Genomic DNA, 23,382 nt, shown 5'->3' on the forward strand with positions numbered 1-23,382 from the left:
ATATTCAGACCGCTACCAGCACAATGGCGCCGATGACCAGCACGGAGCCGGCTGCCATCGAGGCCGCGTACCAACGCAGTTGACCGGTTTCGGTACGGCTCAGGGCGGTGTGGCCGCCTTTGGCCATACGCGGGATCAGGCCAATGGTCTGGTCCAGCGGGTCTTTGCGCAGGATGTGGCTGATCGCCAGGTATGGCTTGACGAACAGTTTGTCGTAGATCCAGTCGAAGCCCCAGGCAGCGAACCACCAGGCCGACAGGAAACGGCCGATGCCGCTGTTGGCGATGGCGGTCACGAAACGACGCTTGCCGAGGAACAGCAGCGCGGCCAGCAGGATACCGGCCAGGGCAATGGCGCCCGAGGCGATTTCCAGGCTGTGCTTGGCTTCGCCGCCGGCATGGCCGACGCTTTCTGGCAGCACGCCGTGCAGCGGTGGAACGATCATGGCGCCGACGAAGGTCGACAGCACGATCAGCACCGACAGCGGCAGCCAGTGGGCGATACCGTGGCCAGCGTGGGCTTCGGTCTTGGCTTCACCGTGGAACGCGATGAAGATCAGGCGGAAGGTGTACAGCGAGGTCATGAACGCGCCGACCAGACCTGCGTAGAGCAGACCCTGGTTGCCGCTGGCGAACGCTTCCCAGAGGATTTCGTCCTTGGAGTAGAAGCCCGCGGTCACCAGTGGCAGGGCCGCCAGGGCCGCGCCGCCGACGATGAAGCTGGCGTAGGCCAGTGGCAGTTTCTTCCACAGGCCGCCCATCTTGAAGATGTTCTGCTCGTGGTGGCAGGCAACGATCACCGCACCGGATGCAAGGAACAGCAGGGCCTTGAAGAAGGCGTGGGTCATCAGGTGGAAAATTGCGCCATCCCATGCACCCACACCCAGCGCCAGGAACATGTAGCCGATCTGGCTCATGGTCGAGTAGGCGAGGATGCGCTTGATGTCGGTCTGCACCAGCGCGGCAAAACCGGCCAGTACCAGCGTGACGCCACCGACGATGCCCACTAGGTGCAGGATGTCCGGCGCGAGGCTGAACAGACCGTGGGTACGGGCGATCAGGTAGACGCCTGCGGTCACCATGGTCGCGGCGTGGATCAGTGCCGAAACCGGAGTAGGACCGGCCATCGCATCCGCCAGCCAGGTCTGCAGCGGCAGTTGTGCCGATTTACCGACCGCGCCACCCAGCAGCATCAGGGTGGCCAGGACCATCCAGAAGTCGCCGGCCTGGAATTTCTGCGGTGCCAGCACCAGCAGCTCCTGGACGTTGAGGGTACCCAGTTGCACGAACAGGATGAACAGGCCGATGGCCATGAACACGTCGCCGATGCGGGTGACGATGAACGCCTTGAGCGCTGCGTTACCGTTGTTGCGGTTGCTGTAGTAGAAACCGATCAACAGGTACGAGCAAAGGCCCACGCCTTCCCAGCCGAAGTACAGGAACAACAGGTTATCGCCCAGGATCAGGAACAGCATGCTGGCGATGAACAGGTTGGTGTAGGCGAAGAAGCGCGAGTAACCGGCTTCACCGCGCATGTACCAGGACGCGAACAGGTGGATCAGGAAGCCCACGCCCACCACCACGCCGAGCATGGTCACGGAGAGACCATCCAGGTACAGCGCGAAGTTCGGCGTGAAGCCTTCCACCGCCATCCACTGCCACAACACCTGGGTGTAGTGACCGCCTTCAGGCGGGGCGACGTTGAATTGCCAGATCACGTAGGCGGTGACGATCGCCGACAGGCCGACAGAGCCGACGCCGATCAGGGCAGCCAGGTTTTCCGAGAGGCGTCCACGGGAGAACGACAGCAACAGGAAACCAATGAGAGGGAATACGAAAGTCAGAAAGAGTAGGTTCATCCGCGCATCTCACTGGCAGCGTCGATATCGAGCGTGTGGAAGCGGCGATACAGCTGCAACAGGATCGCCAGGCCAATACTGGCCTCGGCGGCTGCCAGGCTGATCACCAGGATGAACATGATCTGTCCATCCGGCTGACCCCAACGGCTACCGGCCACGATGAAGGCCAGGGCGGAGGCATTCATCATGATCTCCAGGCTCATCAGCACGAAAAGAATGTTGCGGCGCACCATCAGGCCGACCAGGCCGAGGCAGAACAGGATGCCGGCGACCGCCAGACCATGCTCCAAAGGGATAGCACCCATTGTCATTGCTCCTTGGCTTCGTTGCGGCCCAGGTGGAACGCCGTGACGGCTGCCGCAAGCAGCAACATCGAGGCGAGTTCGACCACCAGCAGGTACGGACCGAACAGGCTGATGCCCACGGCCTTGGCGTCTACGGTGGTGTGGCCGATGGCCTGGCCGCTCTGCTGGGCGAACAGCACGTACAGCAGTTCAACCAGCAGCAGCGTGGCGAGCACGACCGGCCCGCCCCAGATACCGGGCTTGAGCCAGACGCGCTCTTGCTGGACCGAGGCCGGGCCCAGGTTCAGCATCATCACCACGAACACGAACAGCACCATGATGGCGCCAGCGTAGGCGATCACTTCAAGGACACCGGCAAACGGTGCGCCGAGGGCGAAGAACGTCATGGCCACGGCGATCAGCGAAATGATCAGGTAGAGCAGGGCGTGCACAGGGTTGGTGTGGGTGATCACGCGAAGCGTGGACACCACAGCGATACCTGATGCGAAATAGAAAGCGAATTCCATCGTTCTTCCTTAAGGCAGCAAGCTCTTCACGTTGATCGGCTCGGCTTCGTTTTGCGCGGCGCCTTTTGGCTTACCGGCAATCGCCATACCTGCAACACGATAGAAGTTGTAATCAGGGTTTTTGCCGGGGCCGGAGATCAGCAGATCTTCTTTCTCGTACACCAGGTCCTGACGTTTGAACTCGGCCATCTCGAAATCCGGGGTCAGCTGGATCGCGGTGGTCGGGCAGGCTTCCTCGCAGAGACCGCAGAAAATGCAGCGCGAGAAGTTGATGCGGAAGAAGTCCGGGTACCAGCGACCGTCTTCGGTTTCAGCTTTCTGCAGCGAGATGCACCCGACCGGGCACGCGACGGCGCACAGGTTGCAGGCAACGCAACGCTCTTCGCCATCGGGGTCACGGGTCAGGACGATACGGCCACGGTAGCGAGGCGGCAGGTAGACCGGTTCTTCCGGATACTGCAACGTGTCGCGCTTGCGGAAGGCGTGGCCGAAAATCATCACCAGGCTGCGAAGCTGGGTGTAGAGGCCATGCACGATGTCAAAAATGTACTTCATGATTCTCTATCCTCACTGAGCCGCGACGGCGGGCGTGTTGAGCAACACGATCGCAGCGGTCACCAGCATGTTGACGAGGGTCAGCGGCAGGCAGAACTTCCAGCTGAAATCCATCACTTGGTCATACCGTGGGCGCGGAATCGAGGCGCGCAGCAGGATGAAGATCATGATGAAGAACGCGGTTTTCAGTGCGAACCAGATGAACGGGATCTGCGGCAGGATGTTGAACGGACCATGCCAGCCACCGAAGAACAGGGTGACCAGCAGCGCGGAGATCAGCACGATGCCGATGTACTCGCCGACGAAGAACATGCCCCATTTCATGCCGGCATACTCAATGTGGTAACCGTCGGCCAGTTCCTGTTCCGCTTCTGGCTGGTCGAACGGGTGACGGTGAGTCACGGCGACGCCTGCGATGAAGAACGTCAGGAAACCGAAGATCTGCGGGATGATGAACCACAGGTTCTGGGCCTGATAGTCAACGATGTCGCGCATATTGAACGAGCCGACCTGGATCACGATGCCCATCAGCGACAGGCCCATGAACACTTCGTACGACACGGTCTGTGCCGAGGCCCGCAAGCTGCCCAGCAGGGCGAACTTGTTGTTGCTCGACCAGCCGGCGAACAACACCGCGTACACCGAAAGACCCGCCATGGCGAAGAAGAACAGGATGCCGATGTTCAGATCCGCCACGCCCCAGGTCGGCGTGACCGGGATGATCGCGAAGGCAATCAGCAGGGCGCTCATGGCCACGACCGGTGCCAGGGTGAAGATCATCTTGTCGGCGAACGGCGGGGTCCAGTCTTCCTTGAAGAACATCTTGATCATGTCGGCCGCGATCTGGAACGCGCCGAACGGGCCGACGCGGTTCGGACCGTAACGGTCCTGCCAGAGGGCGAGCAGGCGACGCTCGACCCAGCTGAGCAACGCACCGCACACCACCACGGCGAGCAGAATCACGATGGCCTTGAGGACCGCGATGATCACGTCAATCACTTCAGGCGTGAACCAGGTCATTGAGCTGCCTCCTGCAGACCGTCAACGGAGTGGCCGAAAATCGCTGGCGGAATGCCTGCGATACCGGCCGGCAATGCCACGAGGCCAGCGCCCAGCTCTTCGTTGATGCGCAGCGGCAGACGCAGGGTCTGGCCGGCCACGTTCAAACTCAGCAGGGCGCCTTCGTTGACACCCAAGCGATCGGCTTCGGACTTGGCCAGGGCCACATAGGCAGCCGGGATGCGTTCCTGGACCGGAGCGGCTTTGGAAGAGTTCTCTTCGCTGCCGAACAGGTGGAAGAACGGCACAACCTGCCAGGTGCCCTGGGCCGGGTTGAAGGCGCGCGGCACACTGGTGAACCAGTTCAGCGAATCACCGCTGCTTTCGATCAGGCGGGTGCCCGGGTCGCCAGCGCGGATGTGACCGCCGACTTCGTCCTGGAACTTGTTCCAGGCTTGCGGCGAGTTCCACCCCGGCGACCAGGCGAATGGCACTTGCTGACGGGGTTCGGCCGAGCCCGAGTAACCTTCCATGGAGAAGGCGAACGCGGTGTCCTTGTCCTGCGGGGTACGTGGCTCGTGCACGCTGATGTCTGCGCGCATGGCGGTACGACCGGAGTAGCGCAGCGGTTCGCGCGCCAGTTTCAGGCCCTTGATGCGGAACGCGGCGGACGGTGCGGCATCGACGATGCGCGCCAGTTGCGGCGTGCTCGAAGCAACGGCGGCGGTGACGTGGTCCAGTTGGGTCCAGTCGATCGGTTGGTTCAGCAGGGTGGCGCGCAGGGCATGCAGCCAGCGCCAGCCTTCGTGTACCAGGATGCTCGCGTCCATGTATTGCGGATCGAAAACCTGGAAGAAGCGCTGGGCGCGACCTTCCTGGCTGACCAGCGTACCGTCGCCTTCGGCGAAACTCGCCGCTGGCAGGATCAGGTGCGCGCGATCAGCGGTGGCGGTTTTCTGGTGGTCGGCCACGATCACCACTTTCGCGGCGGTCAGGGCGGCATCGACACGGGCCTTGTCGGTACGGGTGTACAGATCGTTTTCCAGCACGACGATGGCGTCAGCCTGACCGTCGATGACGGCTTGCAGCGCGGCGTCGACCGATTCACCACCCAGCATGGCGAGGCCAAGGCTGTTGGCCTCTGGCACGACCAGGCTGATGGAACCGTTCTTCTCGCGCAGCTTCAGGGCCTTGGCGATGTTGGCTGCCGCCTCGATCAGTGCCTTGGAACCCAGCGAGGTGCCGGCGATGATCAGCGGGCGCTTGGCCGCGAGCAGGGCGTCGGCAATGCGTTTGACCAGTTCCTGCGCTTCGCTGTCCAGGCCTTCAACGGCTGGAGCGCTGGCGTCGAGGGCGTGAGCCACGGCGAAACCGATCCGCGCCAGGTCGTCGGGCGCGGCGTGAACGCACTCCTCGGCGATGTCGTCCAGCTTGGTTTCAGCCAGGCTGGCGATGAACAGCGGGTTCAGCTCATGCTGGCCGATGTTCTTCACCGCGGCGTCGAGCCAAGGCTGGACGCGCATGGCGTCGGCCATGTCCTCGGCCTTGCCCTTGACCGATTGGCGCAGGGCCAGGGCCATGCGCGCGGCGGTCTGGGTCAAGTCTTCGCCGAGGACGAACACGGCGTCGTGGTCTTCGATGTCGCGCATGTTCGGTACTGGCAGCGGGCTGTCTTTCAGCACCTGCAGGACCAGGCGGATGCGCTCCAGCTCGGCGGCTTCGATACCGGAGTAGAAGTGCTCGGCGCCAACCAGTTCGCGCAACGCGTAGTTGCTTTCCAGGCTGGCACGGGGCGAACCGATACCGACGATGTTGCGACCGCGCAGCAAGTCGGCGGCTTTATCCAGTGCTTCGTCCAGGCCCAGCTTGGTGCCGTTGGCCAGCAGCGGCTGGCGTGGACGGTCGGTGCGGTTGACGTAGCCGTAGCCGAAACGGCCACGGTCGCACAGGAAGTACTGGTTGACCGAACCGTTGAAGCGGTTTTCGATACGACGCAGTTCACCGTAGCGCTCGCCCGGAGAGATGTTGCAACCGCTGGAGCAGCCATGGCAGATGCTCGGCGCGAACTGCATGTCCCATTTACGGTTGTAGCGCTCGGAGTGAGTCTTGTCGGTGAACACACCGGTCGGGCAGACCTCGGTGAGGTTGCCGGAGAACTCGCTTTCCAGGGTGCCGTCTTCAACGCGACCGAAGTACACGTTGTCGTGGGCGCCGTATACACCCAGGTCGGTGCCGCCGGCGTAGTCCTTGTAGAAACGCACGCAGCGGTAGCACGCGATGCAGCGGTTCATCTCGTGGGAAATGAACGGGCCCAGTTGCTGGTTCTGGTGGGTGCGTTTCTTGAAGCGATAACGGCGCTCGTTGTGGCCGGTCATCACGGTCATGTCTTGCAGGTGGCAGTGACCGCCTTCCTCACAGACCGGGCAGTCGTGAGGATGGTTGGTCATCAGCCATTCGACGACACTGGCGCGGAAGGCCTTGGACTCTTCATCGTCGATGGAGATCCAGGTGTTGTCGGTGGCAGGGGTCATGCAGGACATGACGATACGACCACGGGTGTCGTTCTCGTCGGTGTACTGCTTGACCGCGCATTGGCGGCAAGCGCCAACGCTGCCCAGGGCAGGGTGCCAGCAGAAATACGGAATATCGAGGCCTAGCGACAGACATGCCTGTAACAGGTTGTCTGCCCCGTCGACTTCGAGCGCTTTGCCGTCTACGTGGATAGTGGCCATTGTTCAAAGTTCTTCGTTGGCCCGTTGTCAGCGGGCGTGGCTAATGGAATCTTGTTATTCGCGCGAATCAACACAGCCTCTAAAGGCGTCATCGCACGAAAAGCGAAGGGCACGGACCCTTCGCTTTTTAAGCGTTTACGCGCCGACTACAATCGGCTTTGCCAGAGGCGGGACGGCGGCGCTGGTAGGCGCGATGCCGGCTTCGAACTCGTGGCGGAAGTATTTGATTGCGCTGCCCAACGGTTCCACGGCGCCCGGTGCGTGAGCACAGAAGGTCTTGCCTGGGCCGAGGAAGTTCACCAGACCCAACAGGGTCTCGATGTCGCCGGCTTGGCCTTGACCGTTCTCGATGGCCATCAGCAGCTTGACGCTCCATGGCAAGCCATCACGGCACGGGGTGCAGAAACCGCACGATTCGCGAGCGAAGAACTGCTCCATGTTGCGCAGCAGGGACACCATGTTGACGCTGTCGTCGACCGCCATGGCCAGGCCGGTACCCATGCGGGTGCCCACCTTCGCAATGCCGCCGGCATACATTTGTGCGTCCAGGTGCTCCGGCAGCAGGAAGCCGGTACCGGCACCGCCTGGCTGCCAGGCCTTGAGCTGGTAACCGTCGCGCATGCCGCCGGCGTAGTCTTCGAACAGCTCGCGACCGGTGACGCCGAACGGCAGTTCCCACAGGCCCGGGTTCTTCACCTTGCCGGAGAAGCCCATGAGCTTGGTTCCCATGTCTTCGCTGCCCTCGCGGGCCAACGATTTGTACCAGTCCACGCCGTCGGCGATGATCGCAGGCACGTTGCACAGGGTCTCGACGTTGTTCACGCAGGTCGGCTTGCCCCACACGCCAACGGCGGCAGGGAAGGGCGGCTTGGAGCGCGGGTTGGCGCGGCGGCCTTCGAGGGAGTTGATCAGCGCGGTTTCTTCACCGCAGATGTAACGCCCGGCGCCGGTATGGACGAACAGCTCGAAATCGAAGCCGCTGCCCAATATGTTCTTGCCCAGCAGGCCCGCGGCCTTGGCTTCTTCCACTGCACGGTTGAGGTGCTTGGCGGCGGTGGTGTACTCGCCACGCAGGAAGATGTAGCCACGGTAGGTTTTCAGTGCGCGGGCACTGATCAGCATGCCCTCGATCAGCAGATGGGGCAGTTGCTCCATCAGCATGCGGTCTTTCCAGGTGTTGGGTTCCATCTCGTCCGCGTTGCACAACAGGTAACGGATGTTGATGGATTCGTCTTTGGGCATCAGGCCCCACTTCACGCCAGTGGGGAAGCCTGCACCGCCGCGACCTTTGAGCCCTGCGTCTTTCACGGTCTGGACGATGTCGTCCTGGCCCATGTCGGCGAAGGCCTTGCGCGCAGCGGCGTAACCGTTCTTGGCCTGGTATTCGTCGAGCCAGACAGCTTCGCCGTCGTCACGCAGACGCCAGGTGAGCGGATGGGTCTCGGCCGAACGCTTGATGCGGTTGGCGGGACCGAAGGATGTCAGGGTCATACGTAGCCCTCGAGCAATTTGGCAACGCCGGTGGGTTGCACGTCGCCGAACGTGTCATCGTCGATCATCAGCGCCGGTGCCTTGTCACAGTTGCCGAGGCAGCAGACCGGCAGCAGGGTGAAGCGACCGTCGCTGGTGGTCTGGCCGAGGCCAATGCCCAGTTCGCTCTGGATCTGGCTGACGACGGACTCGTGGCCACCGATGTAGCAGACCATGCTGTCGCAGACGCGAATGATGTGGCGGCCCACCGGTTGACGGAAGATCTGACTATAGAACGTCGCCACGCCCTCAACGTCGCTGGCCGGGATGCCGAGGATTTCGCCGATGGCGTACAAGGCGCCGTCCGGCACCCAGCCACGTTCCTTCTGGACGATCTTCAGGGCTTCGATCGACGCCGCGCGCGGGTCTTCGTAGTGATGCAGCTCGTGCTCGATGGCCGAGCGCTCGGTTTCACTGAGGGTGAAACGGTCTGTCTGGATAAGCGTGCTGTTCATGCTTAGCGGTCCACGTCGGCCATAACGAAATCGATACTACCCAGGTACGCGATCAAGTCCGCGACCATGCTGCCTTTGATCACCGAAGGGATCTGCTGCAGGTGCGGGAAGCTTGGGGTACGAATCCGGGTGCGGTAGCTCATGGTGCCGCCATCGCTCGTCAGGTAATAACTGTTGATGCCCTTGGTCGCTTCGATCATCTGGAAGGATTCGTTGGCCGGCATGACCGGGCCCCACGAAACTTGCAGGAAGTGCGTGATCAAGGTTTCGATGTGCTGCAGCGTGCGCTCTTTTGGCGGCGGCGTGGTCAGCGGGTGATCCGCCTTGTACGGGCCTTCCGGCATGTTGCGCAGGCACTGATCGATGATCCGGATGCTCTGGCGCATTTCTTCCACGCGCACGATGCATCGGTCATAGGCATCGCCGTTGGCAGCCAGCGGTACTTCGAATTCGAAGTTTTCGTAGCCCGAGTACGGACGTGCCTTACGCAGGTCGAAGTCGCAACCGGTCGAGCGCAGGCCGGCACCAGTGACACCCCACTCGAGGGCTTGCTTGGTGTTGTAATCGGCGACGCCAATGGTCCGGCCACGCAGGATGCTGTTGTCCAGGGCAGCTTTCTGGTACTCGTCCAGGCGCTTTGGCATCCACTCGACGAAGTCTTTCACCAGTTTTTCCCAACCGCGTGGCAAGTCGTGCGCGACGCCGCCGATGCGGTACCAGGCCGGGTGCAGACGGAAGCCGGTGATGGCCTCGATCACGGTGTAGGCGCGCTGGCGGTCGGTGAAGGTGAAGAACACCGGAGTCATCGCTCCCACGTCCTGGATGTAGGTGCCCAGGAACAGCAGGTGGCTGGTGATCCGGAAGAACTCGGCCATCATGATGCGGATGACATCGACCTTCTCTGGTACCTTGATGCCGGCCAGCTTCTCGACCGAGAGCACGTACGGCAGGTTGTTCATCACGCCGCCGAGGTAGTCGATGCGGTCGGTGTACGGAATGAAGCTGTGCCAGGATTGGCGCTCGGCCATCTTTTCGGCACCACGGTGGTGGTAGCCGATGTCGGGCACGCAGTCGACGATTTCTTCACCGTCCAGCTGCAGGATGATGCGGAACGCGCCGTGGGCCGAAGGGTGGTTCGGACCCAGGTTGAGGAACATGTAGTCCTCGTTCGGGCCAGAGCGTTTCATGCCCCAGTCTTCAGGCTTGAAGCGCGCGGACTCTTCTTCGAGCTGCTGCTTTGCCAGGTTCAAGGTGAACGGATCGAACTCGGTGGCACGGGCCGGGAAGTCCTTGCGCAGCGGGTGACCTTCCCAGGTCGGCGGCATCATGATGCGCGACAGGTGAGGGTGGCCTTTGAAGTCGATGCCGTACATGTCCCAGACTTCGCGCTCGTACCAGTTGGCGTTCGGCCAGATGCTGGTAACGCTCGGCAGGCTGAGATCGCCTTCGGACAACGCGACCTTGATCATCACGTCGCTGTTACGTTCGATCGACATCAGGTGGTAGAACACCGTGAAGTCGGCACCGCTTGGCAGCCCTTGACGCTTGGTACGCAGACGCTCGTCCACGCCATGCAGGTCATAGAGCATGACGTACGGCTTGGGCAGGTTGCGCAGGAAGGTCAGGACTTCGACGAGTTTGGCGCGGGCAACCCAAAGCACCGGCATGCCGGTGCGGGTGGACTGGGCGGTGAACGCCTCCGGGCCAAAACGGTTGTTCAGTTCGACGACCACATCCTGGTCGTCTGCCTTGTAAGGCGGGATGTACAGAGCACTGCCTGTAGTCATGGTTATTTATCGCTTTCGGTCAACGTAAAGAATGAAGCCAGTTTTTCGTTTCTTTGAAACAGCAGAACTGGATCAGACTTCGTCGGGGCTGCGCAGGTTGGTTACCTGAATACGCTGTTCGCGGCGCTTTTCCTTTTCCGATGGCATCTCGGCGCGATAAACGCCTTGATCACCAACGACCCAGGAAAGTGGGCGACGCTCCTGGCCAATCGACTCCTGCAACAGCATCAAGCCTTGCAGAAAAGCTTCAGGGCGGGGCGGGCAGCCAGGCACGTAGACATCCACGGGCAGGAACTTGTCCACCCCTTGAACCACGGAGTAGATGTCGTACATGCCACCCGAGTTGGCACACGAACCCATGGAGATAACCCATTTAGGTTCGAGCATCTGCTCGTAGAGACGCTGGATGATCGGCGCCATCTTGATGAAGCAGGTGCCGGCGATAACCATGAAATCGGCCTGGCGCGGTGATGCCCGGATAACTTCGGCGCCAAAGCGCGCGATGTCGTGGGGCGCCGTGAAGGCGGTGGTCATTTCCACGTAGCAGCAGGAGAGGCCGAAGTTATACGGCCACAGGGAATTCTTGCGCCCCCAGTTGATCGTGCCGTTAAGCACGTCTTCCAGCTTGCCCATGAAAATGTTTTTGTGGACTTGATCCTCTAACGGATCGGCAACGGTTTCCCGTTGGCCGATCGGGTACTGCTCGTTAGGAGCATCGGGGTCGATCCTGGTGAGATTGTATTGCATTGCCAAAGCCTCATTGTTTCAGCTTCGCCTGCCGCTTGCGACGAGCTTCCGGAGCCCAGTCAAGGGCGCCCACTCGGAACAGGTAGACAAGACCTGCCAACAGAATTGCTATGAAAACGAGAGCTTCGACGAATCCGGTCCAGCCGCTTTCGCGGACGGACACAGACCATGCAAAGAGAAAGAGGGCTTCGATATCGAAGATCACGAAGAGCATCGCGACCAGATAGAATTTGGCAGAGAGCCGCAAGCGGGCGCCACCTGTAGGTAGCATGCCTGACTCGAACGGTTCGTTTTTGCTGCGGCCCCAGGCTTTTGACCCGAGGAGGCTGGACACACCCAGCATGAAGGCACAGAGGCCGATGACGCCTAGAAGGAAAATGGCAAAGCCCCAGTTGTGGGCCATGAGTCCTGTCGCTTCGGGCATGCTGGTAATCCTTAACAGAGAGCAAAGGTCTCTGAGCTTGAAAGAACAAAGCAGTGACGATATGTCGCAGCAATCAATCCTGCTGATTTTATGGCTAAACACCGTGCAAGTAAAATTACTATAGCGAAATTATTTATAGGAATAAGGACAAAGCCCACCTCCGAAGCCCCTTCAGCCCAGGCGTTGCGGGCATTAGCCAGCTTTTCATCAATTATGTTTTGTGAGAGATGTAACAAGCATAGTTGCTGCTAAATGATAATCAATATTGTTTGCGGCGGTTTTGTAAATTGCTTATCTGGATTGAATTTCACGCGCCTTCTTATATGTACATTACAGCAAGTATTGTGCTGCGACGTTTTACCCTGTTTTTCCTGAGATGACAGTGATCCCGATCAATGTGGGCGGGTGTGCGATGTGGTGATTTTTTTGCCACCGCTATGGGCGAAGGTCGCCGCCGTCGCTGCAGGCGACAGACGAAAAAAAGCCCCGAACAATTCGGGGCTTCAGATCACATGCCTTGCGGTTAGCTTTCAATCGGTCCGCAAGGGCCATTGCTCATGCGAGCGGTGTATCAGTGGAACTGCTCTTCTTCGGTCGAGCCGGTCAGCGCGGTCACCGAAGACGAGCCACCCTGGATCACGGTGGTCATGTCGTCGAAGTAGCCGGTGCCCACTTCCTGCTGGTGAGCCACGAAGGTGTAGCCTTTGGCAGCGTCGGCGAATTCCTGCTCTTGCAGCTTCACGTAGGCGGTCATGTCGTTGCGGGCGTAATCGTGCGCCAGGTTGAACATGCTGTGCCACATGTTGTGAATGCCGGCCAGGGTGATGAACTGGTGCTTGTAGCCCATGGCGGACAGTTCGCGCTGGAACTTGGCGATGGTCGCGTCGTCCAGGTTTTTCTTCCAGTTGAAGGAAGGCGAGCAGTTGTACGACAGCAGTTGGTCCGGGTATTCCTTCTTGATCGCTTCGGCGAAACGGCGTGCTTCTTCCAGGTCCGGCTTGGCGGTTTCGCACCAGATCAGGTCGGCATACGGCGCGTAGGCCAGGCCGCGAGCAATGGCTTGATCCAGGCCGGCGCGTACTTTGTAGAAGCCTTCCTGGGTACGTTCGCCAGTCACGAACGGCTGGTCGTACGGGTCGCAGTCCGAAGTCAGCAGGTCAGCCGCGTTGGCGTCGGTGCGGGCCAGGATGATGGTCGGCGTACCGGCAACGTCAGCGGCCAGGCGAGCAGCGGTCAGCTTCTGTACGGCTTCCTGGGTGGGCACCAGCACCTTGCCACCCATGTGCCCGCATTTTTTCACGGACGCCAGTTGGTCTTCGAAGTGAACACCGGCGGCGCCTGCTTCGATCATGCTCTTCATGAGCTCGTAGGCGTTCAGTACGCCGCCGAAACCGGCTTCGGCGTCAGCCACGATTGGCGCGAAGTAGTCGATGTAGCCTTCATCGCCTGGGTTCTTGCCAGCTTTCCATTGGATCTGGTCGGCACGACGGAACGAGTTGTTGATGCGCTTGACCACGGTTGGAACCGAGTCCACCGGGTACAGCGACTGGTCCGGGTACATCGATTCGGCGGAGTTGTTGTCGGCGGCAACCTGCCAGCCGGACAGGTAGATCGCCTGGATCCCAGCCTTGACTTGTTGCACAGCCTGGCCGCCGGTCAGGGCGCCCATGCAGTTGACGAAATCTTTCTCAGGACGGAAGGCTGGCTTGGCACCCTGGGTGACCAGGTTCCACAGCTTCTCGGCGCCCATTTTTGCAAAGGTGTGCTCTGGTTGAACCGAGCCACGCAGGCGGACGACGTCAGCAGCGGAGTAGGTGCGAGTCACGCCTTTCCAGCGCGGGTTTTCAGCCCAGTCTTTTTCAAGGGCTGCAATTTGCTGTTCGCGTGTCAGTGCCATGGAGATAAACCTCGTCGCGTCTTTATGAAAAGTTGTTCTGCGGTGGAATATTCATGCGCTCGCTGACCAGAAGCTTTGATGGTCAAGTCGGATTCGGCGGGACTGGCGACGGGATGAACGATGGGCTCGAGGGGAGCAGGTAAGGGCGACTGTCGGGCACATCGGGGCGTCGTGGGCCTTGATGCGAACTTCAGTGTGATGCCGGGTTACCTAATTACGCTTCCGTCCCTCGGGACAACTTCGTTCCAGTCGGCAATCTCGTCAAACACACCTTGTGGGCGGTACAGACACGAAGCGGTTCGCGGGGTAGATGCAAACTGCGCTTCGAAGGCCCTTGCCAGGGCCCCTGATTAGCGGGAGCGAGGCCATCATGCCTTCGCTTTTTTGGCCCGTCAAACGTTTTGTAGTGCTTTTTTTCAGGCACTACATCTTTGGTCTAATACGACTAATCAGTCAGTTTTCGGTGCTTTAGTCCAAAGTATCGACTTTCACCCGCAGGGTCATGTCATCCCGGCCTTGAGTCGAGTAGCTGCGGGTCAGGCCCTGTTTGTCGGCCTGGGTCTGGCGATTGACGCCGGCCAGGGTGATCCACTCGCCGAGGCGTCCGGTGACGGTTGTGTCGGTGCTTTGCACGTTCACTACATCCGGGCGTTCCTGGCTCATGCGGTCACGATTGGTACTGATCGACAGGTGGACGATGTCGCCGGTGACGCTGGCGGTGACGTAGAAACCCTGGGTGACGTTGCGGTATTCGGTCTGGCTGCGCAGGTCTCCATAGGAGTCGCTCTGCGTACTGGTCAACGGCACGCTCTGGCCGACCTGGATCAACGCCGGGGCACCTTCGCTGGCCTGGACTTGCTGGATGCCGCCGTCGCGGCTGTCGGTGCTGCGGTTGATGATCCGGGTCTGGCTCGGCTTGGCGCCGTTCACCGAATAGCCCTGGTCTCCCTGGAAGTTGTTTTCGTTGGTGTCGACAGTGATCAGCAGGCGTTTGGGTTGGGTGTCGAGTTGAGCGATGAGTGCTTTAAGTTCGTCGATCTTGCGCTGATCGGCATTGACCACCAGCTGATTGCCGTAGGCGCTGACCTTGCCGTCCTGGCCAATGAAGTCCTGGGCCAGGGGCAGCATGTCGGCGCTGGTGTGGTAATTGAGCGGCACGATCTCCGTCGCGGCGCTGACCGCAAAGCTACAGGTCAGCAACAGCGAGGTGAGCAGGGTGCGTAGGGACATGTCCGTAATCTCCGACTTCTGTGAACGGTCCCTGTAGGAGCGAGCTTGCTCGCGATGGTAGACCAGGCACCGCGGGGAATCAGACAGCCATCGTTATCGTTGACGTCCATCGCGAGCGAGCTCGCTCCTACAGGGGAAAGAGTAATGCTTCGATATTGCCAGTTTGTCGGCGTCCTGTGGGGCAAGTTGAATCGTAGACAGCAAAACGCCCCGGCATCTGGAAAATGGCGGGGCGTTTTTGTTTGCAGTTTGAAGCGTCAGCTCGAATGCCGAACCATATCGACATGCGGAATCCCTGCTTCCAGGAACTCTTCACTGACCATGCAGAAGCCCAGGCGTTCGTAGAATGCCGTGGCCTGAACTTGTGCGCTGAGCATCTGCTGTTTCAGGCCGCGTTTTTCGGCTTCGCCAATCACCGCGTGCATCAGCGCGTCACCGACTTTCAGGCCACGCCAATCCTTGAGCACCGAGACCCGGCCAACATGCCCGTCGGGCAGCAGGCGGGCGGTGCCAATCGGGAAGTCGCCCTCGAATGCGAGGAAATGCACCGCTGTCGCATCGTCGGCATCCCATTCCAGTTCAGGTGGAACGGCTTGCTCGGCGATGAACACCGTTTCACGAATGCGCCGGATCTCGGCGTTATCCTTTTGCCAGTCTGCGACACGTACGTGAATTTTATTCATCGGCAAATCCCAGGCTTCCTTGCTTGATCAGTTCGCACAGCAGGCCGCGACCGTCTTCGTCGCTCAGCCACTTGCCGAGGTTGTCGGCGTGCAGTGCGTCAGCAGCGCAAATCATTTTCAGCAGCTCACGCAGTTTGCCCGGCAGGTAGCGACTCTGGCCGCTGGCGAACAGCATCAGGTTGTCATCGACTTCGGACCAGGCCAGGCGTGCGCTCGGGTTGCGGATCAGCACGGCGCCGTCCTGCAGGCTGGCGAGCATGTCCTCTTCGGCGAGGTCTTCAAGACCGGTGACCAATTCCGGGTAGCGCGGCTCGGTCATGAACTGGCCGAACCAGGTCAGCAGCAGGCGTTCGTCGCCCATGTGCTCGGCCAAGAGGCTTTTGAGGCGATCCAGGGCGTCGTGCTGAATCTGGTGCGGGTCGGCGGCCGGGAGGGCGTCGGCGTCGGTGTAGCGTTCTTCGTCCGAGAGAAACTGGCTGAGGAAGTCGGTGAAGTGGGTCAGTACTTCAGCGGCGCTCGGCGCGCGGAAGCCTACCGAGTAGGTCAGGCAGTCATCCACGGCCACGCCCCAATGGGCGAGGCGCGGTGGCAGGTAAAGCATGTCGCCCGGCTCCAGAACCCACTCATCGGTGGCGTTGAAGTCGGCGAGGATGCGCAGGTCGGCGTGCTCCATCAGCGGGCTTTCGGTGTTGCACATCTGGCCGATTTTCCAGTTGCGCTTGCCATGACCCTGCAGCAGGAACACGTCGTAGTTGTCGAAGTGCGGTCCGACGCTGCCACCCGGAGCGGCGAAGCTCATCATCACGTCGTCGATGCGCCAGCTCGGCAGAAAGCGGAATTGCTCGAGCAGTTCTGCGACCTCCGGTACGAACTGATCGACGGCTTGAACCAGCAGGGTCCAGTCGCGTTCCGGCAGCTTGCTGAATTCGTCTTCGGCAAACGGGCCGCGGCGCATTTCCCAGGGGGTCTCGCCGTGCTCGATCACCAGGCGCGATTCGACTTCTTCTTCCAGCGCCAGGCCGGCCAGTTCGTCCGGCTCGATCGGGCTTTCGAAGTCAGGGATCGCCTGACGGATCAACAGTGGTTTCTTCTGCCAGTAGTCGCGCAGAAACTCGCGCGCCGTGATGCCGCCCAGAAGTTGAAGAGGAGTATCAGAGTTCATGTGTAACCTATTGAAAAAAAGCACTTTTCAGACGGGAATAAAAACGCCCGGCGCTGCCGGGCGTCTCAAACGGGGTCAGCGGTCGATCAGATGCGCTTGGCTTGTGCCACGGCGTTGCCGATGTAGTTGGCCGGGGTGAGCAGTTTCAGTTCGGCCTTGGCAGGGGCAGGCATATCCAGTCCGTCGATGAAAGTCTGCAATGCTTCAGGGCTGATGCCTTTGCCACGGGTCAACTCTTTGAGCTTCTCGTACGGGTTTTCGATGTTGTAGCGACGCATGACCGTTTGAATCGGCTCGGCCAGGACTTCCCAGCAAGCGTCCAGGTCAGCGGCAATTTTCTGCGCGTTGAGTTCGAGTTTGCTGATGCCCTTGAGGCTGGCTTCGTACGCGATCACGCTGTGGGCGAAGCCGACACCGAGATTGCGCAGTACGGTGGAGTCGGTCAGGTCGCGCTGCCAGCGGGAAATCGGCAATTTGCTCGCCAGGTGCTGGAACAGGGCGTTGGCGATGCCCAGGTTGCCTTCGGAGTTTTCGAAGTCGATCGGGTTGACCTTGTGCGGCATGGTCGAGGAACCGATTTCGCCAGCAATGGTGCGCTGCTTGAAGTAGCCCAGGGAGATGTAGCCCCAGATGTCGCGGTCGAAGTCGATCAGGATGGTGTTGAAACGCGCGATCGCGTCGAACAGTTCGGCGATGTAGTCGTGCGGCTCGATCTGGGTGGTGTAAGGGTTGAAACCCAGGCCCAGTTCGTCCTCGATGAAAGCGCGGGCGTTGGCTTCCCAGTCGATTTCCGGGTAGGCCGACAGGTGAGCGTTGTAGTTGCCGACAGCACCGTTGATCTTGCCCAGCAGCGGAACGGCCGCCACCTGGGCGATCTGGCGCTCCAGGCGGTAAACCACGTTCGCCAGTTCCTTGCCCAGGGTGGTCGGCGATGCGGCCTGGCCGTGGGTGCGCGACAGCATGGGCACATCGGCGAAGCGGATCGCCAGTTCACGGATGGCTTCGGCCGTCTGGCGCATCAGTGGCAGCATTACATCATCACGGCCTTCGCGCAGCATCAGGGCGTGGGACAGGTTGTTGATGTCCTCGCTGGTGCAGGCAAAGTGGATGAATTCGCTGACAGCCGCCAGTTCCGGCAGCTTGGCCGCTTGCTCTTTGAGCAGGTATTCGATGGCTTTGACGTCGTGGTTGGTGGTGCGCTCGATCTCTTTGACGCGCTCGGCGTGCTCGACGGAGAAGTTTTCCGCCAGGGCATTCAGGACGGCGTTGGCCTCGGCGGAGAACGCCGGCACTTCACCGATACCCGGGTGGGCGGCCAGGCGCTGGAGCCAGCGCACTTCAACCAGGACGCGGGCACGGATCAGGCCGTACTCGCTGAAAATTGGGCGCAGGGCCTGGGTTTTGCCGGCGTAGCGGCCGTCAACAGGGGAAACCGCAGTGAGCGAAGAGAGCTGCATGGGGTGTTCTCGGACAGTCGGGCAACGAAATGGGGCGCGTATCATACATGAAAAAAACCGCCGGTCCGTTGCCAACTGACCAGCGTTGTACGCGTTTCACATCAAACAGGGTGCTGCGGGTGCCAAATCAACTGCTGCGCATCAGCGGGTAAAGCTCTTTGAGCAGTTTTTTGCGGCTGATCACCAACTGCCAGCGATGGCCGCCCAGTTGCCGCCACAGGCGCGCGGAGCGGATACCCGCCAGCAGCAGCGCGCGGATCTTTGAGGCGTTGCTCGGTTGCTGCAGGTTGCGCATGTCGCCATGCACCTGAATCCGCTGGCGCAGGGTGCTCAGGGTGTCCTGGTACAAGGCGCCGCATGCCGCGATCACGTTTTCGTGAGTGGGGCCGAAGTGTTCGACCTGGGACTGGATCTGTGGCAGGCGTTTGCCAATCACTTCCAGCATGTCATCGCGCTTGGCCAGTTGACGCTCAAGGCCCAGCATTGCCAGGGCATAGCGCAACGGCTCGCGCTGGAGCGTGCTCGGGTCGCGTTCAAGGGCGCCGATCAGCGCACGATAACCTTCACGTAGATTGAGGTCATCGCCGCCGTAGACTTCCAGGGTGTCCTTGGGGTCGCGGATCAGCAGGCTGCCGAGCATGCAGGTCAGGCCTGCTTCGCTGGTCTGGCCGGTCTTGGCGATTCGGTCTACCAGCACGGCGGCGAGAAACACGCCGCCCAGTGCCGTCAATTGCTCCTGGATCGGGCTCATGAGGCGTTGCCTTTGCTGGTCCACGGTTCAGCCACTTCAATGACGCCGCCGCCCAGGCAGATTTCGCCGTCGTAGAACACGACCGATTGTCCCGGGGTGACCGCGCGTTGCGGGTCATCGAAGGTCGCACGATAGCCGGTGGCCGTTTTTTCGAGCGTGCACGGCTGGTCGCCCTGGCGATAGCGGACCTTGGCGGTCAGCTTGCGCGGCTGGCTCAGTTCGATCGGGTTGACCCAATAGATGTCCGAGGCGAGCAGGGCGCGGGAGAACAGGTACGGGTGATCATTACCCTGGCCGACGATCAGCTCGTTGTGCTCCAGGTCCTTGATCAGCACGTACCACGGCTCATCGCTGGCGTCTTTGAGGCCGCCGATGCCCAGGCCCTGACGCTGGCCGATGGTGTGGTACATCAGGCCATGGTGGCGACCGATGACTTCGCCTTCGGTGGTCTTGATCTCGCCCGGTTGTGCCGGCAGGTACTGCTTGAGGAAGTCGCTGAAGCGGCGTTCGCCGATGAAACAGATCCCGGTGGAGTCTTTCTTCTTCGCGGTGGCCAGTTCGTATTTCTCGGCAATCGCCCGGACCTGCGGTTTTTCCAGTTCGCCGACCGGGAACAGGGTCTTGGCGATCTGTTCACCGCCGACGGCGTGCAGGAAGTAGCTCTGGTCCTTGTTCGGGTCCAGGCCCTTGAGCAGCTCGGTGCGGCCATCGATGTCACGCCGGCGTACGTAGTGGCCGGTGGCGATCAGGTCAGCGCCCAGCATCATGGCGTAGTCGAGGAACGCCTTGAACTTGATCTCGCGGTTGCACAGGATGTCCGGGTTCGGCGTGCGGCCGGCCTTGTATTCGGCCAGGAAATGCTCGAACACGTTGTCCCAGTACTCGGCGGCGAAGTTGGCGGTGTGGAGCTTGATGCCAATCTTGTCGCACACGGCCTGAGCGTCCGCCAGGTCGTCCATGGCCGTGCAATATTCCGTTCCGTCGTCTTCTTCCCAGTTCTTCATGAACAGGCCTTCCACCTCGTAGCCCTGCTCGATCAGCAGGAGGGCGGAAACGGAAGAGTCCACGCCGCCGGACATGCCGACAATGACGCGCTTCTTTTGTGTGTCAGAAGGGGCTGGATCACGCATAGGGATTTAATGAGTGTCTTGAAAAAGGACGCGATTCTATCAGGCTGCGGTCCACAAGGCTAAAGAGAAGGGCGGATCAGTTCGAGGGCGAAGCGTTTACCGTCCAGATAATCATCGATGCAACGCATGATCAACTCGCTGCGCCAGTGTTCTCGCTGCTCGATCAATTCATTACGGGTCAGCCACCGGGCGCCGACGATGCCGTCGTCCAGTTGATAGTCGGGGTGGTGTTTAAGAGCCTTGGCAATGAAGCAGACCCGTTGGTAGGTCACGCCGTTGCTGGGGGCGGTGTACAGGTAGATACCCAGTACGCCGGTCGGCTCGACGTCCCAGCCGGTTTCCTCGAGAGTTTCGCGCACGGCGGCTTCGATCAGGGTCTCATTGGGGTCGAGGTGGCCGGCGGGCTGGTTGAGCACGTTGCGCCCGTGTTTGGTCTCTTCGACCATCAGGAAGCGGCCGTTGTCTTCGACGATGGTGGCGACGGTGATGTGGGGTTGCCAGTCCATCGGGTGTCCTCGATGTATAAATGTCATCACACTAACTCCTGTAGGAGCTGGCTTGCCAGCGATAGCGGTGGGTCAGCCTGCATCAATGGTGAGAGATGAATCGCCATCGCCGGCAAGCCAGCTCCTACAGGGGGTGAGGGCCAGAAACACAAACCCCGGCACTGGGCCGGGGTTCGCTTGCAGCTTTACAACTTTACACCAGTGCAGCAATCGCCGCGTTCAGCGTAGCGCTCGGACGCATGGCCTTGCTGATCAGCTCGGCATCGGCGTGGTAGTAACCACCGATATCAACTGGCTTGCCCTGCACGGCGTTGAGCTCGGCAACGATGGTTGCCTCGTTCTCGGCCAGTGTCTTGGCCAGGGTCGCGAACTGCGCTTGCAGTGCAGCGTCTTCGGTCTGGGCGGCCAGGGCCTGGGCCCAGTACAGTGCCAGGTAGAAGTGGCTGCCGCGGTTGTCGATGTTGCCGACTTTGCGCGATGGCGACTTGTTGTTGTCCAGGAACTGGCCAGTGGCCTGGTCCAGGGTCTTGGCCAGAACCAGCGCCTTGGGGTTGTTGTAATTCACGCCCAGGTGCTCCAGAGAAGCGGCCAGAGCCAGGAACTCACCCAGGGAGTCCCAGCGCAGGAAGTTCTCTTCCAGCAGTTGTTGAACGTGCTTGGGTGCCGAACCGCCGGCGCCGGTTTCGAACAGGCCACCGCCATTCATCAGCGGCACGATCGACAGCATCTTGGCGCTGGTGCCCAGTTCCATGATCGGGAACAGGTCGGTCAGGTAGTCGCGCAGTACGTTACCGGTCACCGAAATGGTGTCCTTCCCTTCGCGGGTGCGCTGCAGGGTGTACTTCATTGCGTCGACTGGAGCCATGATCTGGATGTCCAGGCCAGCGGTGTCGTGATCCTTCAGGTAAGCCTGAACCTTCTCGATCACCACGCCGTCGTGGGCGCGCATTGGGTCCAGCCAGAAAATGGCCGGAGTGCTGCTGGCGCGAGCACGGTTGACGGCCAGTTTGACCCAGTCCTGGATCGGCGCGTCTTTGGTCTGGCACATGCGGAAGATGTCGCCGGCTTCAACCGACTGTTCCAGCAGCAGGGTACCGTTGCTGTCCGTTACGCGGACAACGCCGTTGCTCTTGATCTGGAAAGTCTTGTCGTGCGAGCCATACTCTTCGGCTTTTTTGGCCATCAGGCCAACGTTTGGCACGCTGCCCATGGTGGTCGGATCGAACGCACCGTTGGCTTTGCAATCTTCGATCACGGCCTGGTAGATGGTGGCGTAGCAGCGGTCCGGAATCACAGCCTTGGTGTCGTGCAGTTGACCGTCGGTGCCCCACATCTTGCCCGAGTCACGGATCATGGCCGGCATCGAGGCGTCGACGATGACGTCGCTCGGCACGTGCAGGTTGGTGATGCCCTTGTCGGAGTTGACCATGGCCAGCGCCGGACGAACGGCGTAGACCGCCTGGATGTCGGCTTCGATGGCGGCTTGCTGTTCGGCTGGCAGGGATTTGATGCGCGCGTACAGGTCGCCAATGCCGTTGTTCAGGTTGAAGCCGATCTGTGCCAGCACGTCAGCGTGCTTGGCCAGTGCGTCCTTGTAGAACTCGGCAACGATCTGGCCGAACATGATGGGGTCGGAAACCTTCATCATGGTGGCTTTAAGGTGAACCGACAGCAGTACGCCTTGTTGCTTGGCGCTGTCGATTTCGGCAGCGATGAACGCGCGCAGGGCGTTTTTGCTCATCACGGCGCAATCGAGGATCTCACCCGCTTGTATGGTGGTCTTTTCCTTCAGAACGGTGGCGGTGCCGTCCTGAGCGATCAGCTCGATTTTAACGGCGCCAGCGGCGTCGATCAGGGCGGCCTTTTCGCTGCCGTAGAAATCGCCGGTGCTCATGTGCGCGACGTGGGACTTGGAGTCCTTGGCCCAGGCGCCCATTTTGTGCGGGTGCTTGCGTGCGTAGTTCTTGACCGACAGCGGAGCGCGACGGTCAGAGTTGCCTTCGCGCAGGACCGGGTTCACGGCGCTGCCCTTGATCTTGTCATAACGCGCCTTGGCGTCTTTGTCGGCGTCGTTGGTCACGGTTTCCGGATAGTCCGGCAGCGCGTAGCCCTGGGCTTGCAGTTCCTTGATCGCGGCTTGCAGCTGTGGAACCGAGGCGCTGATGTTAGGCAGCTTGATGATGTTGGCTTCAGGCGTAACGGCCAGGTCGCCCAGTTCGGCGAGGTGGTCGGCTACGGCTTTGTCACCCAGTTGCTCGGGGAAGCTGGCCAGGATGCGCCCTGCAAGAGAGATATCGCGGGTTTCCACGGCGATATCAGCCGAGGCGGTGAACGCCTCTACGATAGGCAACAGAGAATAGGTGGCGAGGGCTGGGGCTTCGTCGGTGAAGGTATAGATGATCTTCGAGCGGGTGGGCATATTCGGATTAACTCTCTCTTCTATGCTAAAGCGTGCGCAGAAACTCGAGGTGCGCCGGATAAGCGCGTTCGTTCAAAGTCATCCATGAGCCGAATGTCGAGATTTGTGCGCGGTGATGTTGGGTGCATCAGTCGAGCGGCAAGCGTATGGGCGGTGATAACAGCCCTGCTTTTCAGGCCCGAGATCTCGGCTACTAATACAGTTGCAGGAGAGGTCGGCCGTCGTGACTCTGTGGTCAGCGGGCGGCAT

At 60.6% G+C, this 23,382-nt stretch carries 20 protein-coding genes; all 20 read right to left on the reverse strand.

Translation table 11 applies throughout. The features are described 5' to 3' along the window. Window positions 1-4: 4 nt before the first annotated feature. Entirely contained in the window at window positions 5-1,858 is a 1,854-nt protein-coding gene (gene nuoL / locus AB4N33_RS02700; RefSeq protein WP_460122828.1) for an NADH-quinone oxidoreductase subunit L, read from the reverse strand. Beyond that, window positions 1,855-2,163, reverse strand: coding sequence for an NADH-quinone oxidoreductase subunit NuoK (gene nuoK / locus AB4N33_RS02705; protein ID WP_460122831.1), 309 nt, complete (start codon window positions 2,161-2,163; stop codon window positions 1,855-1,857). The genes nuoL and nuoK overlap by 4 nt, the downstream gene beginning before the upstream one ends. Window positions 2,164-2,165: 2 nt before the next feature. Further along, on the reverse strand, window positions 2,166-2,669 hold the full coding sequence (nuoJ, locus tag AB4N33_RS02710) for an NADH-quinone oxidoreductase subunit J (protein ID WP_460122834.1): 504 nt from the start codon (window positions 2,667-2,669) through the stop codon (window positions 2,166-2,168). A 9-nt stretch (window positions 2,670-2,678) separates the two neighbouring features. Further along, the gene (gene nuoI / locus AB4N33_RS02715; protein WP_201190678.1) at window positions 2,679-3,224 is read right to left on the reverse strand and encodes an NADH-quinone oxidoreductase subunit NuoI; all 546 of its coding nucleotides are present in this window, start codon (window positions 3,222-3,224) and stop codon (window positions 2,679-2,681) included. Between the two features lie 12 nt (window positions 3,225-3,236). Next, window positions 3,237-4,244 (reverse strand): NADH-quinone oxidoreductase subunit NuoH, encoded by a 1,008-nt coding sequence (gene nuoH, locus AB4N33_RS02720; protein WP_368559151.1) that lies wholly within the window; start codon window positions 4,242-4,244, stop codon window positions 3,237-3,239. Next, window positions 4,241-6,955 (reverse strand): NADH-quinone oxidoreductase subunit NuoG, encoded by a 2,715-nt coding sequence (gene nuoG, locus AB4N33_RS02725; protein ID WP_476456353.1) that lies wholly within the window; start codon window positions 6,953-6,955, stop codon window positions 4,241-4,243. The genes nuoH and nuoG overlap by 4 nt, the downstream gene beginning before the upstream one ends. Window positions 6,956-7,090: 135 nt before the next feature. Further along, the gene (nuoF, locus tag AB4N33_RS02730) at window positions 7,091-8,446 is read right to left on the reverse strand and encodes an NADH-quinone oxidoreductase subunit NuoF (RefSeq protein WP_460122840.1); all 1,356 of its coding nucleotides are present in this window, start codon (window positions 8,444-8,446) and stop codon (window positions 7,091-7,093) included. Continuing rightward, on the reverse strand, window positions 8,443-8,940 hold the full coding sequence (gene nuoE / locus AB4N33_RS02735; RefSeq protein WP_460122843.1) for an NADH-quinone oxidoreductase subunit NuoE: 498 nt from the start codon (window positions 8,938-8,940) through the stop codon (window positions 8,443-8,445). The genes nuoF and nuoE overlap by 4 nt, the downstream gene beginning before the upstream one ends. Before the next feature lie 2 nt (window positions 8,941-8,942). Beyond that, on the reverse strand, window positions 8,943-10,727 hold the full coding sequence (nuoC, locus tag AB4N33_RS02740) for an NADH-quinone oxidoreductase subunit C/D (protein ID WP_460122846.1): 1,785 nt from the start codon (window positions 10,725-10,727) through the stop codon (window positions 8,943-8,945). 72 nt (window positions 10,728-10,799) lie between these two features. Then, the gene (locus tag AB4N33_RS02745) at window positions 10,800-11,474 is read right to left on the reverse strand and encodes a NuoB/complex I 20 kDa subunit family protein (protein WP_460122849.1); all 675 of its coding nucleotides are present in this window, start codon (window positions 11,472-11,474) and stop codon (window positions 10,800-10,802) included. A 10-nt stretch (window positions 11,475-11,484) separates the two neighbouring features. Then, window positions 11,485-11,898: an NADH-quinone oxidoreductase subunit A gene (locus tag AB4N33_RS02750; protein ID WP_077045930.1), complete on the reverse strand. Its 414-nt coding sequence runs from the start codon at window positions 11,896-11,898 to the stop codon at window positions 11,485-11,487. Between the two features lie 571 nt (window positions 11,899-12,469). After that, window positions 12,470-13,795: an isocitrate lyase gene (gene aceA / locus AB4N33_RS02755; protein ID WP_020799541.1), complete on the reverse strand. Its 1,326-nt coding sequence runs from the start codon at window positions 13,793-13,795 to the stop codon at window positions 12,470-12,472. A 468-nt stretch (window positions 13,796-14,263) separates the two neighbouring features. Next, the gene (locus AB4N33_RS02760) at window positions 14,264-15,025 is read right to left on the reverse strand and encodes a secretin N-terminal domain-containing protein (protein WP_460122853.1); all 762 of its coding nucleotides are present in this window, start codon (window positions 15,023-15,025) and stop codon (window positions 14,264-14,266) included. 257 nt (window positions 15,026-15,282) lie between these two features. Beyond that, window positions 15,283-15,708, reverse strand: a complete 426-nt coding sequence (locus AB4N33_RS02765) for a GNAT family N-acetyltransferase (protein WP_460141339.1) — start codon at window positions 15,706-15,708, stop codon at window positions 15,283-15,285. Beyond that, the gene (locus AB4N33_RS02770) at window positions 15,701-16,870 is read right to left on the reverse strand and encodes a ribosomal protein uL16 3-hydroxylase (protein WP_460122859.1); all 1,170 of its coding nucleotides are present in this window, start codon (window positions 16,868-16,870) and stop codon (window positions 15,701-15,703) included. Before AB4N33_RS02770 ends, AB4N33_RS02765 begins: the two co-directional genes overlap by 8 nt. Window positions 16,871-16,956: 86 nt before the next feature. Next, complete coding sequence (gene purB, locus AB4N33_RS02775; protein WP_460122862.1) at window positions 16,957-18,327, reverse strand: adenylosuccinate lyase; 1,371 nt, start codon at window positions 18,325-18,327, stop codon at window positions 16,957-16,959. A gap of 127 nt (window positions 18,328-18,454) precedes the next feature. Beyond that, a complete protein-coding gene (gene hflD, locus AB4N33_RS02780) occupies window positions 18,455-19,078 on the reverse strand; it encodes a high frequency lysogenization protein HflD (RefSeq protein WP_476456354.1) in 624 nt (207 codons plus the stop codon). After that, entirely contained in the window at window positions 19,075-20,208 is a 1,134-nt protein-coding gene (gene mnmA / locus AB4N33_RS02785) for a tRNA 2-thiouridine(34) synthase MnmA (protein ID WP_460122870.1), read from the reverse strand. The genes hflD and mnmA overlap by 4 nt, the downstream gene beginning before the upstream one ends. Window positions 20,209-20,267: 59 nt before the next feature. Then, entirely contained in the window at window positions 20,268-20,714 is a 447-nt protein-coding gene (locus AB4N33_RS02790; RefSeq protein WP_476456355.1) for an NUDIX hydrolase, read from the reverse strand. 193 nt (window positions 20,715-20,907) lie between these two features. Next, a complete protein-coding gene (locus AB4N33_RS02795; protein ID WP_476456356.1) occupies window positions 20,908-23,133 on the reverse strand; it encodes an NADP-dependent isocitrate dehydrogenase in 2,226 nt (741 codons plus the stop codon). Between the last annotated feature and the right edge of the window lie 249 nt (window positions 23,134-23,382).

It is taken from the genome of Pseudomonas sp. S1_E05 (genome assembly GCF_056337105.1).

Coding starts and splice junctions, on each gene's coding strand:
- nuoL (WP_460122828.1), bottom strand. CDS start 1,858: ATGAACCTACTCTTTCTGACTTTCGTATTCCCTCTCATTGGTTTCCTG.
- nuoK (WP_460122831.1), bottom strand. CDS start 2,163: ATGGGTGCTATCCCTTTGGAGCATGGTCTGGCGGTCGCCGGCATCCTG.
- nuoJ (WP_460122834.1), bottom strand. CDS start 2,669: ATGGAATTCGCTTTCTATTTCGCATCAGGTATCGCTGTGGTGTCCACG.
- nuoI (WP_201190678.1), bottom strand. CDS start 3,224: ATGAAGTACATTTTTGACATCGTGCATGGCCTCTACACCCAGCTTCGC.
- nuoH (WP_368559151.1), bottom strand. CDS start 4,244: ATGACCTGGTTCACGCCTGAAGTGATTGACGTGATCATCGCGGTCCTC.
- nuoG (WP_476456353.1), bottom strand. CDS start 6,955: ATGGCCACTATCCACGTAGACGGCAAAGCGCTCGAAGTCGACGGGGCA.
- nuoF (WP_460122840.1), bottom strand. CDS start 8,446: ATGACCCTGACATCCTTCGGTCCCGCCAACCGCATCAAGCGTTCGGCC.
- nuoE (WP_460122843.1), bottom strand. CDS start 8,940: ATGAACAGCACGCTTATCCAGACAGACCGTTTCACCCTCAGTGAAACC.
- nuoC (WP_460122846.1), bottom strand. CDS start 10,727: ATGACTACAGGCAGTGCTCTGTACATCCCGCCTTACAAGGCAGACGAC.
- AB4N33_RS02745 (WP_460122849.1), bottom strand. CDS start 11,474: ATGCAATACAATCTCACCAGGATCGACCCCGATGCTCCTAACGAGCAG.
- AB4N33_RS02750 (WP_077045930.1), bottom strand. CDS start 11,898: ATGCCCGAAGCGACAGGACTCATGGCCCACAACTGGGGCTTTGCCATT.
- aceA (WP_020799541.1), bottom strand. CDS start 13,795: ATGGCACTGACACGCGAACAGCAAATTGCAGCCCTTGAAAAAGACTGG.
- AB4N33_RS02760 (WP_460122853.1), bottom strand. CDS start 15,025: ATGTCCCTACGCACCCTGCTCACCTCGCTGTTGCTGACCTGTAGCTTT.
- AB4N33_RS02765 (WP_460141339.1), bottom strand. CDS start 15,708: ATGAATAAAATTCACGTACGTGTCGCAGACTGGCAAAAGGATAACGCC.
- AB4N33_RS02770 (WP_460122859.1), bottom strand. CDS start 16,870: ATGAACTCTGATACTCCTCTTCAACTTCTGGGCGGCATCACGGCGCGC.
- purB (WP_460122862.1), bottom strand. CDS start 18,327: ATGCAGCTCTCTTCGCTCACTGCGGTTTCCCCTGTTGACGGCCGCTAC.
- hflD (WP_476456354.1), bottom strand. CDS start 19,078: ATGAGCCCGATCCAGGAGCAATTGACGGCACTGGGCGGCGTGTTTCTC.
- mnmA (WP_460122870.1), bottom strand. CDS start 20,208: ATGCGTGATCCAGCCCCTTCTGACACACAAAAGAAGCGCGTCATTGTC.
- AB4N33_RS02790 (WP_476456355.1), bottom strand. CDS start 20,714: ATGGACTGGCAACCCCACATCACCGTCGCCACCATCGTCGAAGACAAC.
- AB4N33_RS02795 (WP_476456356.1), bottom strand. CDS start 23,133: ATGCCCACCCGCTCGAAGATCATCTATACCTTCACCGACGAAGCCCCA.